The following is a 13090-nucleotide window of genomic DNA, read 5'->3' as shown; positions in this document are numbered from 1 at the left end:
GCGATGATCCGCCCGCACGGCACCGACTCCCTATACGCGGTGTCCACCCCAACGCCGCACCACTCGCGCTCGACCGGCTACGAGGGCAACGTGGTCATGCTCGCGCACCTCACCGCGAGCCGCTGAGCACCGCCTTCGCGATGGTCCGCGCGCACTCCAGTGACTCCGTGTGCGTGGTGTCCACCTCGACGTCGTACTCCACATCCCGGTGGACCAGTTCCGCCTGCTGCTCCGCCATCCCCCGCACCCGGTCGCCCCGCGCGATCTCCCGGCCCGCGGCCACCGCGGCCTCGCAGCGCACGCCGACCCACAGGACGTCCAGGCCCGACAGGACCTTCCGCCAGGCCTGTTGGGACGCCCCGCCGCCGAGGAACACGTCGTCGAGGATGACCGGGGCGCCCGCGCGGGCGGTCGCCGCGACGCCCTCCCTCCACGCCGTCTCCAGCCTCCGGAACTCCGGCCCGACGCTCACCCCGCCGTCCGGCGCGACGAGCGAGGCCTGCAGGGACGCGGGCATCGACTCGACCAGTGCGTCGATCGCAAAGACCAGCCACGGGTCCGGCAGCACCGCCTGCAGACACCGTACGATCCCCGACTTGCCGGAGCTGGAGCCGCCGTTGAGCACGATCACCTGGGTCGCCATCGGGCCACCGTAGGGGAACGGGCCGAACGCTCCCCACGCGTTTTCGGGCTGCCCGTGACCAGGGCGTCGTAGACGATGGTGCCTGCACGGACCCCCGGAGCGGTCAGCAGTGCCGAGGCCGTCGCCCACCCCCACCTCACATCACGCCCCCCACCTGCACTCCGAACCCTCACACCCTCGGCGGGCCTCTGCTGAGGGCAGCGTTCCTCGCGGGAAACAGCTGTGATGCTGCCGGGTAACACCGGCATCGCACGCTCCTGGACATGACCTCGAATACGCGTGTGGTGGTGATCGGCGCCGGCCTCGCGGGCGTCCGTCTCGCCCGGCGGCTCGGTGAGCTCGGCACGCCAGTGACGCTGATCGGCGAGGAGGAGCACCGCCCGTACAACAGGGTGCTGCTCGCCGAAGTGCTGGCCGGACGGTACAGCCCCGAGGTGATCGCCCTGCCGGCGCCCGCGGAGCTGACCCGCGCCCGGGTCGCCGGCATCGACCGCGACGAGCGGACCGTCGAGTGCGCGGACGGCTCGAAGATCGCATACGACACGCTGGTCCTGGCCACCGGCTCCAACCCGGTGCTCCCGCCCCTGCGCGGTCTGTTCACCCCGGACCACGTGCTGCCCGAGGGCGTGCACGCGTTCCGGACCATGGACGACTGCCTGGGCCTGTCGAAGGCCGTACGGCCGGGCGTGAAGGCGGTCGTCATCGGCGGCGGGCTGCTCGGGGTCTCCGCCGCCCGCGCCCTCGCCCGGCGCGGCGCCCAGGTCGTCCTCGCCCAGCAGGGCGAGCGGCTCATGGAGCGCCAGCTCGACCCGAGCGCCTCGAAGCTCGTGCAGCGGCACCTGAGGGACCTCGGCGTCGAGATCCACACCGAGTGCCGGGTCCGCGACGTGCGCTGCGTGGGCGGCGCGGTCCGCTCGGTCGAGATGCACGACGGGTACGCCCTCGACGCGGACCTGGTGGTGCTGGCCTGCGGGGTGCACCCCCGGGTGGGCCTCGCGCAGATCGCCGGTCTCGAGGTGCGCAAGGGGATCGTCGTCGACGACGAGCTGCGCACCTCCGACCCGCACATCCGGGCCATCGGCGACTGCGTCCAGCACGACGGCGAGGTGTACGGGCTGGCCGCCCCGGCGCTCGAACAGGCGGAAGTCCTGGCCGAGTTGCTGTCGGGCCGCCGTACGAACGCCCGCTACACCGGCACCCGTGCCCTGACCCGGCTCACGCTCGCCGGGCACGGCTCCCCCTTCGACCTCGCCGCGTTCGGCGAGACGGAGGCCCGGCCCGGCGACGACGTCGTCCAGCTGGCCGACGCCACCCGTGGCACCTACCGCAAGGTCGTCGTCCGCGACGACCGCCTGGTCGGCGGGGTCCTCGTCGGCGAACTCGGCACCGTCGGCGCACTCGCCCGCGCCTGGGAGGGGGCAGAGCCGCTCCCCGCCGACGGTGCCCCGCTGCTCCACCTGCTCACCAACGATGGAGGCTCCTGATGTCCACGACCGCACTTCTGGGCACCGGCCCCCGCCCCACGATCGTGCTGGTCGGCCATGGCATGGTCGGCCAGCGCTTCCTCGAAGCGCTCGCCGAGCGCGGCCTGACCGCCACGCACCGCGTGGTCGTGCTCTGTGAGGAGCCGCGTCCCGCGTACGACCGCGTGGCGCTCACCTCGTACTTCTCGGGCAAGACGCCCGAGGAGCTCTCCATGACCGACATGGAGTTCATCAACGACCAGGGCATCGAGCTGTACGTCGGCGACCCGGCTCAGACGGTCGACCGTGAGGCTAAGAAGGTGACCGCGAAGTCCGGTCGGGTCTTCGAGTACGACACCCTCGTGCTGGCCACCGGCTCGTACCCGTTCGTGCCGCCGGTCCCCGGCAAGGACGCCGAGGGCTGTTTCGTGTACCGCACGATCGAGGACCTGCTCGCGATCGAGGAGTACGCGAGGACGAAGGCGACAACCGGTGCGGTGGTCGGCGGCGGTCTGCTCGGACTCGAGGCGGCCGGCGCCCTGAAGGGGCTCGGACTCACCTCCCACATCGTCGAGTTCGCGCCGCGTCTGATGCCCGTCCAGGTCGACGAGGGCGGCGGCGCCGCGCTGCTGCGCACCATCGAGGAGATGGGCCTGACCGTCCACACGGGCGTCGGCACCCAGGAGATCGTGGTCGGCGAGGACGGTGCCGTCATCGGCATGAAGCTCTCCGACGGCTCCGAACTCGCCACCGACCTGGTGGTGTTCTCCGCCGGTGTCCGCCCCCGCGACCAGCTGGCCCGCGAGTGCGGCCTCACCGTCGGCGAGCGCGGCGGCATCGCGGTCGACGAGCAGTGCCGCACGGTCCTGGACCCGCACGTCTTCGCGATCGGCGAGTGCGCGCTGGCCTCCGACGGCCGGGTTTACGGCCTGGTCGCCCCCGGTTACGAGCAGGCCGAGACGGCCGCCGCGACGATCGCCGAGGACGAGACCGAGCAGCTGACGTTCACCGGCGCCGACCTGTCCACCAAGCTGAAGCTGCTCGGCGTGGACGTGGCCTCCTTCGGCGACGCGCACGGCGCGACCGAGGACTGCCTGGACGTCGTCTACTCCGACTCCCGGGCGGGCCTGTACAAGAAGCTGGTCATCGGCCGTGACGGCACCCTGCTCGGCGGCATCCTGGTCGGCGACGCGGAGGCCTACGGCACGCTGAAGGCCTTCACCGGTTCGGTGCCGCCGGTCTCGCCCGAGTCGCTGGTGCTGCCCGCCGGCGCCGGCGAGTCGGCCCAGCTCGGCCCGACCGCGCTGCCGGACGACGCGATCATCTGTTCCTGCAACAACGTCCGCAAGGGCACGATCCGCGGCGCCGTCACCGAGCACAACTGCACCACCGTGCCCGAGGTGAAGAAGTGCACCAAGGCCGGTACCACCTGCGGCAGTTGCGTCAAGGTGCTGGGCCAGCTGGTCACCGCCGAGCTGGAGGCGTCCGGCGTCGAGGTCGACAAGGGCCTGTGCGGCTGCTTCTCACAGACCCGCGAGGAGCTCTACGAGATCGTCCTCGCCCTGCGCATCAACACCTACCAGGACCTGCTGGACCGCTACGGCCGCGACGAGGCCAGGGGCGGTGGCGGCTGCGAGATCTGCAAGCCGGCCGTCGCCTCGATCATCGCCTCCCTCGCCCCGACGATCGGCGCGAGCGGCTATGTCCTGGACGGCGAGCAGGCCTCGCTGCAGGACAGCAACGACCACTTCCTCGCCAACCTGCAGAAGAACGGCTCGTACTCGGTCGTCCCGCGCATCCCCGGCGGTGAGATCACCCCCGAGGGCCTCATCGTGATCGGTGAGATCGCCCGTGACTTCGGCCTCTACACGAAGATCACCGGCGGCCAGCGGATCGACATGTTCGGCGCGCGGGTCGAGCAGCTCCCGCTGATCTGGGCGCGCTTGGTGGACGCGGGCTTCGAGTCCGGTCACGCCTACGGAAAGGCCCTGCGCACCGTCAAGTCCTGCGTGGGCCAGACCTGGTGCCGCTACGGCGTCCAGGACTCCGTCCGCATGGCGATCGACCTGGAGCTGCGCTACCGGGGCCTGAGGTCACCGCACAAGCTCAAGTCGGCGGTCTCCGGGTGCGCCCGCGAGTGCGCCGAGGCCCAGTCGAAGGACTTCGGCGTGATCGCCACCGCGGGCGGCTGGAACCTGTACGTCGGCGGGAACGGCGGCGCGACCCCGCGCCACGCGGACCTGCTCGCGCAGGACTTGTCGGACGCCGAGCTGATCAAGCTGATCGACCGTTTCCTGATGTTCTACATCCGCACCGCCGACCGCCTGGAGCGCACCTCGACCTGGCTGGAGCGCATCCCCGGCGGCCTGGACCACGTACGCGACGTGGTGGTGGAGGACTCCCTCGGCATCTGCGAGGAGCTGGAGTCGCTGATGGCGGACCACGTGGCGAACTACGCCGACGAGTGGGCGACCACCATCAACAACCCCGACAAGCTCGCCCGGTTCGTGTCCTTCGTGAACGCGCCCGACACCCCCGACCCGGTCGTGGGCTTCGTCCCGGAACGCGGCCAGATCAAGCCCGACCTGCCGCTGCTGTCCATCGGCCTGCGCCCCTCTGAAGACCTCCTGGAAGGAAGCGCCCAGCGATGACCCTGGCACCCGAGACCACCGACCTGAAGGTCGAACTGCAGCTGGAGAAAGACTGGTTCGTAGTCTGCGAACTCGACCAGCTGGTCCCCGGCCGCGGAGTGGCCGCGCTGCTGCCCGACGGCCGCCAGGCCGCCCTGTTCCGCGACCGCAACGGCGAGCTGTACGCCATCGACAACCGCGACCCCTTCGGCGGCGCGGCGGTCCTCTCCCGTGGCCTGACGGGCACCCACCAGGGCCGCCCTTTCGTCGCCTCGCCCCTGCTCAAGCAGCGGTTCGACCTGCTGTCGGGGCAGTGCCTGGACGACGAGTCGGTGCGGATCGCGACGTACGAGGTACGGGCGGCGTAGGCTCCCGCCTCGAGATTTCTTGACCGGTCGTTCTAGTTGGTTCTAGGCTGCGCCACATGGCCAGGACCAAGGAGTTCGATCCCGATGCCGCGCTGCAGTCGGCCCTGGAGCTGTTCTGGCGGCGCGGCTACGAGGCGACGTCGATGTCCGACCTGGTGGACCATCTCGGCATCGGCCGCGCCAGCATCTACGCGACCTTCGGCAGCAAGCACGAGCTGTATCTGAAGGCGCTGGAGCGCTACGACCGGGCCGGACTCCCGCCGATCGTGCGGGAGCTGTCCCAGCCGGGTCCGGCCCTGCCCGCCGTACGGGCACTCGTGCGGCGCTACGCCACCGAGGCGGCCGACGAGCAACTGCGCCTGAACGGCTGCCTGGTCACCAACACGGCGAGCGAACTCGCCCCGCACGACCCGGCGGCCGCCCGGCGCGTCGAGCGCAACTGGGACCATCTGGAGACCGTGCTGCACTCGGCCCTGGTCCGCGCGCAGGCCCAGGGCGAGCTGCCCGCCGGCCGCGATCCGCTCGCCCTCGCCCGCATGCTGCTGGTGCTGCTGCAGGGCCTGCGGGTGGTGGGCAAGGCGTCCGCCGATCCGGCCAGGGTCGGGGACGCGGCGGAGCAGGCGCTGGCCCTGCTCGACTGAGACTCCGGGAACGCCCCTCCACCCGAGGGGCGTTTTCCACGCCCGCATACTGAACCGATCGGTCAAGAAAAAAGGGGAGCTCATGACCACCACCGCTCACACCACCGGCGGACGCTTCGTGGACCGGACCGCGCTTGTCACCGGCGCGGGCTCCGGCATCGGAAGGGCGATCGCGCTCGCGTTCGCGGCGGAGGGCGCCCGGGTCGTCGTGGCAGGACGCCGGAGGGAACCGCTCGACGAGACGGTCCGCCTGATCGAGGACCGGGGCGGCAAGGCACTGGCGGTCACCGCCGACGTGTCCGCCGCCGCCGACAACCAGGCGCTGGTGGAGGCAGCCGTCGAAGCCTTCGGCTCGCTCGACGTGGCGGTCAACAACGCGGGCGTGTTCCGGGGCGGCGGTCCGCTCGCCGACCTGCCGGAGGCCGACTGGCACAGCCAGCTCGACATCAACGTCACCGGCACGTTCCTGGCCCTGGGGGCCCAGATCCGCCGGATGCGCACCCAGCCGTCCGGCGGCGCGATCGTGAACGTCGCCTCCACCTTCGGTGCCCACGCCCGCATCCCCGGGGCCGCCGCCTACGCCGCCTCCAAGGCCGCCGTCGCCGCACTCAGCAGGGGCGCCGCCCTGGACCACATCCGGGACGGCGTCCGCATCAACGTGGTCAGTCCCGGCGCGACCGACACCCCCATGTCCCTGCGCCCCGGCGAGACGGAGGCGGACCGCGCCGCACGGGTGCGGGCCGCCCTCCCCCTCGGCCGCCTCTCCGCGACGCAGGAGGTGGCCGCCGCCGTCCTGTACCTGGCCTCGGACGACGCGGCGTCGGTGGTGGGCACGGACCTGGTGGTGGACAGCGGCGCCACGGCCTGACCGGTGGGATCACTGGATCGGCCCGTCCGGAGGCGGGAGTTGGATGGTGAGTTCCCGGTCGACGGAGTCCACGCCGTCGACCGCTTCCAGGGCGGGGATGCGGTCCTCCGCGACGGTTCCGGAGAGCGTGCCGAGGATCGGCTGCTCGCCCGTGACCGAGAGACCGGCCCGCCGCAGGGCCTCGACGACCTCCGCGAACCGGTCGGGGTCGACCGCGAGGACGACCCCGACCGGAGCGGAGTGGGACGACTCCGTCACGGGGCCTGGACGAGGCCCGCGCCGACGTCCCTGCTCGGCTGCAGCAATGGGTAGGCACCGGCCTGCAGGGCGTTCCACAGCTCCTTCGCGGAGGCGTTGGGGTTCGCCTGGGCGAGCAGTGCCAGGACACCCGCCACATGCGGGGTGGCCATGCTGGTACCGCTCATCTCCTGCTGCCCGCCGCCGAGCTTGGCCGACCACACCTGCCAGCCGGGTGCGGCGATGTCGACCTCGCCACCCTGCCCGTTGATGGCGCCGTTGGAGAAGAACGGCGTCCGGATCGCCTTGTCCAGCGCGCCCACCGCGAGGATGGAGGGACAGTTGGCCGGCCGGCCAACTGGCCTGACATCCGTGGGCCGGTGGCTGTCGTTGCCCGCGGCGGCGACGATCACCGTCCCGCGTTCCAGCGCGCGCTGAGCCAGCTTCTCGAAGGTCTGTGGGAAGAGCTCACCCGGCTGGACCGGCGCGCCCAGCGACATGGAGATCACCTTCGCGCCGTGGGCCACTGCCCAGGCCATGCCCGCCAGGATCTGTCCGTCGGTGCCGGAGCCCTGGTTGTCGAGCACCTTCCCCGCGAGGATCCGGGCCTCACAGGCCACGCCGTACCGGGGTCCCTGCTGGGGATGGGCGGGTCCTGCGGCGGTGCCGATGCAGTGCGTGCCGTGGCCGTGGCCGTCCTTGACGGGCTCGCCGGGGACGAACGAGGCCGTCGCCTCGATGCGGCCGGAGAAGTCCGGATGGTCGGTGTCCACGCCGGTGTCCAGCACGGCGATCTTCACGTCGCGTCCGGTCAGCTGGGACAGGTGGGCCCGGATCGCCTGCAGGCCCCAGGTGCAGTTCTGCTCGTCCCAGGCCGGGCCCTGGGCGGCGGCCAGCTCGGCCCTGGAGTGGCGGCCGACGACGTCCTCGTCGCTGCGGTAGGCCGGGTAGAACTCGGTCGGCGCCTGCGTCGGAGTGGTGACCGGGAAGGCGTACACCTTGCGCTCCGGCTCCGCCGCGAGGATCGACGACTCCCTCTCCGCCGTGGTCACCAGCGCATGACGCTGCTCGGGCCGTACCTCGACGACGGCCGCGCCGAGTTCCTCGAAGTGCACCGAGACGTCGGGACGCTCGAGGAGTTCGGCGACGTTCTCGACCTCGGTTCCGCGGACACGTTCGACGGACGCGATGTCTGCGGAGGAACGCAGTGCGTTCAGCCCGCTCTCCTGGTTGCTCTGGTCGAGCAACACCACGTACCGGCCGGTGTACTCCGCTCCCTGGCCTTCGAATCGGGGGTGGGGCCGATCGGGGTGCTCGCCGAAGGCGCGCCTGTCCATGGGTCCGTTCGCCATTGAATTTCCCGCTTTCTGTGCGCTGTTCCCCCCGTTCGTGGACACACGTCGGGACACGGAGGGTCAGCGCCGGACAACGGGGGCGCGGATCGGTCGCGTGGATCGACGCGTACTGCCGTGACCTGCAAGGATCACCTTCGCCAGGCCGTCGGCATCGCCCCCCGGTACACCGTCGCATCGAGCACTCAGGCCCGCAACACGACGGCTCGCAGGACGTGCCCGGTCACCCCTTCAACGCGTCGTACGCCACCCCGGTGAGCCGCTCGGACGCGGCCCAAAGCCGCTCTCCCGCCGCGTCGTTGAGCGTCCACGGCGCCCGCCAGGACGGGGCGGGCGCCCCGCGCCACATCATGAACGACGGTCCGGTGAAGGAGTCCGGCCGTACATGCGGCGCCGTCGCCGCGTACAGGACGGGCAGCGCGCCGGCCTCCGCGGACTGCGCGAAGACCAGGTTGCCGAGCTCCATCACCCGCCCGACGAGCCTGCGCCCCTCCATGCGGGGGGCGGCGCCCTGCAGGTTGGTGGCCGCGTACCCGGGATGGGCCGCGGCCGCCACCACGTCCGCGCCGTGTGCCGCAAGCCGGCGCGCGAGCTCGTGAACGAAGAGCAGATTGGCGGTCTTGGACCGGGCGTACGCGATCCAACGCCGGTAGCGGCGCTCGCTGTTGAGGTCGTCGATGTCGATGTTGGCCACCGCGTGCATCTCACTGGAGACGCTCACGACGCGGGCGCCGGCAGTGGCGAGCAGCGTGGGCATCAGCAGCCCGGTGAGCGCGAAGTGCCCGAGGTGGTTGACCCCGAACTGCGTCTCGAACCCGTCCGCCGTGGTCCCGTACGGCAGCGCCATCACCCCGGCGTTGTTGACCAGCAGATCGAGATAGTCGTAGCGGTACGAGGCCGCGAACTCCCGTACGGAGCCCAGGTCCCCGAGATCCAGTCGCGCGAACTCCGCGATCGCGCCCGGCACTTCGGCCGCGATCCGGTCCGCCGCCGTATTTCCCCGCACCTCGCTCCGGCACGCGAGGATCACCCGCGCCCCCTTGCGCGCCAGTTCGCGCGCGACGACGTAGCCGAGCCCGCTGTTGGCCCCGGTGACGACGGCGATGCGCCCGCTCTGGTCGGGGACGGCCTTCTCGTTCCAGCCGGGCATGGGCGGGCTCCCTCCGGGTGCGGGTGCCTCCCAGCGTAGGAGAAGGGTCCGGGCATGTCGTCCGAGGGGTTCGCCGGCCATCCGGTTCAACTTTTTGCGCTGGCACTCATCCAATAGAATGCACATATTCACCCATTCGCCCGATGGAGGCGGATACGCCATGTTTGTTCACTTTCGTCGACGTACCCGGCGCGGCCTGGCCGCCCTCCTGTCCGCCACCCTCCTGTCCGCCGGCCTCCTCGGTCTCGCGGGCGCAGGAGCGGCATGGAGCGCGACGGCACCGAAGACGCATGGTCTGCGTACCTGCACCGTGAGCGACCTTCACGTCTCCATGGGACGTAAGGGGTTTGCGGCAGGCTCGGTGTTCTGGCCGATCCGGTTCACCAACACCAGTGGGACCAGCTGCGCGCTGCGCGGTTTCCCGGGCGTCAGCGACCTGGACAGGCATCACCGGCAGATCGGCCCGGCCGCGTCCCGCACCAATCAGCCCATCGCCACCGTCAGGGTCACCCCCGGCCACACCGTCTTCGCGGTCATCCGCACCACCAACGGTCCGATCGGCGGGCACTGCCTGCGCACCAGTACGTTTCTGAGGATCTTCCCTCCGGCCTCGCACACGGCCGTCGTCCTCCGGGCTTCCTGGAGGATCTGCTCCGGCATCTTCCAGGTCGGCCCGGTCAACACCCAGGGCACCTTCTGAGGCGGGTGATGAGCTCGAGCATGAGCACGAGAGAGCGGCACCCCCGCACAGGGTGCCGCTCTCTCCCGTGATCCGGAGCCGCCGCCCATCGGTAGTGAGGGTCGGGGACGGGCGGCGGCTCCGGGGCTCTGGTGGCCGTAGGGCCTACCGGTGGTCGCTGCCCGCCGACTGCGTGGCGGCGCGTCCCGCCTCCAGGCGGGCCACCGGGATCCGGAACGGCGAGCAGGAGACGTAGTCGAGACCCACCTCGTGGAAGAAGTGGACCGACTCCGGGTCACCGCCGTGCTCGCCGCACACGCCGAGCTTCAGGTCGGGACGGGTCTCTCGGCCCGCCTTCACGGCGGCGCTGACCAGCGAGCCCACGCCGTCCTTGTCGATCGTCTCGAAGGGCGACACCCCGAAGATGCCCTTCTCCAGGTAGGCGGTGAAGAACGAGGCCTCCACGTCGTCCCGGGAGAAGCCCCACACCGTCTGGGTGAGGTCGTTGGTGCCGAAGGAGAAGAACTCCGCCGCCTCCGCGATCTGACCGGCCGTGAGGGCCGCACGCGGGAGCTCGATCATCGTGCCGATGGCCAGCTTGAGCTGGGTGCCGGTCGCCGCCTCGACCTCCGCGATGACCTGGTCGGCCTCCTCGCGGACGATCTCCAGCTCCTGGACCGTGCCGACGAGCGGGATCATGATCTCCGCGCGCGGGTCGCCCTTGGCGTTCTTGCGCTCGGCCGCGGCCTCGGCGATCGCCCGTACCTGCATGGTGAACAGACCGGGGATGACCAGGCCGAGGCGTACGCCGCGCAGGCCCAGCATCGGGTTCTGCTCGTGCAGGCGGTGGACCGCCTGCAACAGCCGCAGCTCGTTCTCGTGCGGGTCCTTGCGGGACTCGGCGAGGGCGACCCGGACCGACAGCTCGGTGATGTCCGGCAGGAACTCGTGCAGCGGCGGGTCCAGGAGGCGGACCGTGACCGGCAGGCCGTCCATCGCGGAGAACAGCTCGACGAAGTCCTGCTTCTGCAGCGGCAGCAGCTCCTTCAGGGACTCCTCGCGCTCTGCGTCGGTGTCGGCCAGGATCAGCTTCTCCACCAGCTCACGCCGGTCGCCGAGGAACATGTGCTCCGTACGGCACAGACCGATGCCCTGTGCGCCGAAGCGACGGGCGCGCAGCGCGTCCTCGGCGTTGTCCGCGTTGGCGCGCACCCGCAGCCGGCGCTTGCGGTCGGCGAACGCCATGATCCGGTGCACGGCCTCGACGAGTTCGTCGGCGTCGTTGGCGCCGGCGTGCATCCGGCCCTCGAAGTACTCGACGACCGGGGAGGGCACCACCGGGACCTCGCCCAGGTAGACCTTGCCGCTGGAGCCGTCGATGGAGATGAGGTCGCCCTCCTCCACGACATGCCCGCCGGGCACGGTCATCCGCCGCCGCTTGGTGTCGACCTCCAGCTCCTCGGCACCGCAGACACAGGTCTTGCCCATGCCGCGCGCGACGACGGCCGCGTGGGAGGTCTTGCCGCCGCGCGAGGTCAGGATGCCCTCGGCCGCGATCATGCCGTCGAGGTCGTCGGGGTTGGTCTCCCGGCGGACCAGGATGACCTTCTCGCCGGAACGCGACCACTTCACCGCGGTGTACGAGTCGAAGACGGCCTTGCCGACCGCCGCACCCGGGGAGGCCGCGATGCCCCGGCCGACCTGCTCGACCTTCGCCTCCTCGTCGAACTTCGGGAACATCAGCTGGGCGAGCTGGGCGCCGTTGACGCGCTGCAGGGCCTCGGTCTCGTCGATGAGCCCCTGGTCCACGAGCTGCGTCGCGATACGGAAGGCCGCACCCGCCGTGCGCTTGCCGACGCGGGTCTGCAGCATCCACAGCTGGCCGCGCTCGATGGTGAACTCGATGTCGCAGAGATCCTTGTAGTGGTTCTCCAGGGTCTCCATGATCTGCATCAGCTGGTCGTACGACTTCTTGTCGATCTGCTCCAGCTCCGCGAGCGGCACGGTGTTGCGGATGCCCGCGACCACGTCCTCGCCCTGCGCGTTCTGCAGGTAGTCGCCGTAGACGCCCTGGTGGCCGGAGGCGGGGTCGCGGGTGAAGGCGACACCGGTGCCGGAGTCCGGGCCGAGGTTGCCGAAGACCATCGAACAGACGTTGACGGCCGTGCCGAGGTCGTGCGGGATGCGCTCCTGACGGCGGTAGAGCTTGGCGCGGTCGCCGTTCCAGGAGTCGAAGACCGCCTTGATGGCGAGGTCCATCTGCTCGCGCGGGTCCTGCGGGAAGTCCCGCCCGGCCTCGGTCTTGACGATCTTCTTGAACTTGGTGACCAGCTTCTTGAGGTCGGCCGCCTCCAGTTCGGTGTCGACGGTGACCTTCTTGGCCGCCTTCGCCGCCTCCAGCGCCTCCTCGAAGAGGTCGCCCTCGACGCCGAGGACCGTCTTGCCGAACATCTGGATGAGGCGCCGGTAGGAGTCCCAGGCGAACCGCTCGTCGCCGGCCTGCTCGGCGAGGCCCTTCACGGACTTGTCGGAGAGCCCGATGTTGAGGACCGTGTCCATCATTCCGGGCATCGAGAACTTCGCGCCGGAACGGACCGAGACGAGCAGGGGGTTGTCGGCCTGGCCGAGCTTCTTGCCCATCTTCTCTTCCAGGGCCACGAGGTGTGCACTCACCTCGTCACGCAGTGCCGCCGGCTCCTCCCCACTGTCGAGGTAGACCTTGCAGGCTTCGGTCGTGATGGTGAAGCCAGGAGGAACGGGGAGTCCCAGGTTGGTCATCTCGGCGAGGTTCGCGCCCTTGCCACCCAGGAGGTCCTTGAGGTCCTTGTTTCCCTCGGTGAAGTCGTAAACGAACTTCGCTACGTGGGGTTCTTTGTTTTCCGACACGGTCTCGACTCCCTCGAGGACGCGGTGGCTGCCCTGACGGCGAGGAACATACCCAGATCAAAGGCGTCTGGGTACGTCTACTCGCGTGTCATGCGCCCGTAACCAGTCGTCCGCCAGCGGATCGAAAGTCAAAGCTTGGCAAGCGGTGACGGGCAGGTGTTTTCACTTCTTGA

11 protein-coding genes are annotated in these 13090 nt (G+C 70.6%); 6 read left to right on the top strand and 5 right to left on the bottom strand.

The window, feature by feature from the left end; translation table 11 throughout:
• Positions 1 to 109: 109 nt before the first annotated feature.
• Positions 110 to 643: a chloramphenicol phosphotransferase CPT gene (cpt, locus tag AB0N07_RS05180; protein WP_365832215.1), complete on the bottom strand. Its 534-nt coding sequence runs from the start codon at positions 641 to 643 to the stop codon at positions 110 to 112.
• A gap of 263 nt (positions 644 to 906) precedes the next feature.
• Between cpt and AB0N07_RS05175 the strand changes: the two genes are divergently transcribed.
• The 5 genes from AB0N07_RS05175 to AB0N07_RS05155 all read left to right on the top strand — a co-directional run bounded on the left by AB0N07_RS05175 (position 907) and on the right by AB0N07_RS05155 (position 6613).
• The gene (locus AB0N07_RS05175) at positions 907 to 2127 is read left to right on the top strand and encodes an FAD-dependent oxidoreductase (RefSeq protein ID WP_365832213.1); all 1221 of its coding nucleotides are present in this window, start codon (positions 907 to 909) and stop codon (positions 2125 to 2127) included.
• Positions 2127 to 4757, top strand: coding sequence for a nitrite reductase large subunit NirB (gene nirB, locus AB0N07_RS05170; protein ID WP_365832211.1), 2631 nt, complete (start codon positions 2127 to 2129; stop codon positions 4755 to 4757). Before AB0N07_RS05175 ends, nirB begins: the two co-directional genes overlap by 1 nt.
• Positions 4754 to 5104 (top strand): nitrite reductase small subunit NirD, encoded by a 351-nt coding sequence (gene nirD / locus AB0N07_RS05165; RefSeq protein ID WP_365832209.1) that lies wholly within the window; start codon positions 4754 to 4756, stop codon positions 5102 to 5104. Before nirB ends, nirD begins: the two co-directional genes overlap by 4 nt.
• Before the next feature lie 56 nt (positions 5105 to 5160).
• Positions 5161 to 5745: a TetR/AcrR family transcriptional regulator gene (locus AB0N07_RS05160; protein ID WP_365832207.1), complete on the top strand. Its 585-nt coding sequence runs from the start codon at positions 5161 to 5163 to the stop codon at positions 5743 to 5745.
• Between the two features lie 82 nt (positions 5746 to 5827).
• Complete coding sequence (locus tag AB0N07_RS05155) at positions 5828 to 6613, top strand: glucose 1-dehydrogenase (RefSeq protein ID WP_365832205.1); 786 nt, start codon at positions 5828 to 5830, stop codon at positions 6611 to 6613.
• 9 nt (positions 6614 to 6622) lie between these two features.
• On the opposite strand, the gene AB0N07_RS05150 is transcribed toward AB0N07_RS05155, so the two are convergent.
• From AB0N07_RS05150 to AB0N07_RS05140, 3 genes are all read right to left on the bottom strand, one after another.
• On the bottom strand, positions 6623 to 6871 hold the full coding sequence (locus tag AB0N07_RS05150; protein ID WP_365832203.1) for a hypothetical protein: 249 nt from the start codon (positions 6869 to 6871) through the stop codon (positions 6623 to 6625).
• The gene (locus AB0N07_RS05145) at positions 6868 to 8202 is read right to left on the bottom strand and encodes a S8 family serine peptidase (protein WP_365832201.1); all 1335 of its coding nucleotides are present in this window, start codon (positions 8200 to 8202) and stop codon (positions 6868 to 6870) included. The genes AB0N07_RS05150 and AB0N07_RS05145 overlap by 4 nt, the downstream gene beginning before the upstream one ends.
• A gap of 223 nt (positions 8203 to 8425) precedes the next feature.
• Positions 8426 to 9352, bottom strand: coding sequence for an oxidoreductase (locus tag AB0N07_RS05140; RefSeq protein ID WP_365832199.1), 927 nt, complete (start codon positions 9350 to 9352; stop codon positions 8426 to 8428).
• Positions 9353 to 9512: 160 nt separating this feature from the next.
• On the opposite strand from AB0N07_RS05140, the gene AB0N07_RS05135 reads away from it, so the two are divergent.
• Positions 9513 to 10052 carry a DUF4232 domain-containing protein gene (locus AB0N07_RS05135; RefSeq protein ID WP_365832197.1) on the top strand — a complete coding sequence of 180 codons (540 nt, stop codon included), beginning with the start codon at positions 9513 to 9515 and terminating at the stop codon, positions 10050 to 10052.
• 144 nt (positions 10053 to 10196) lie between these two features.
• On the opposite strand, the gene ppdK is transcribed toward AB0N07_RS05135, so the two are convergent.
• A complete protein-coding gene (ppdK, locus tag AB0N07_RS05130; RefSeq protein WP_365832195.1) occupies positions 10197 to 12917 on the bottom strand; it encodes a pyruvate, phosphate dikinase in 2721 nt (906 codons plus the stop codon).
• Between the last annotated feature and the right edge of the window lie 173 nt (positions 12918 to 13090).

It is taken from the genome of Streptomyces sp. NPDC051172 (assembly GCF_040682555.1).
In the GTDB taxonomy this organism is placed as follows: Bacteria; Actinomycetota; Actinomycetes; order Streptomycetales; family Streptomycetaceae; genus Streptomyces.
This window is presented reverse-complemented; position numbering and strand designations above follow the sequence as displayed.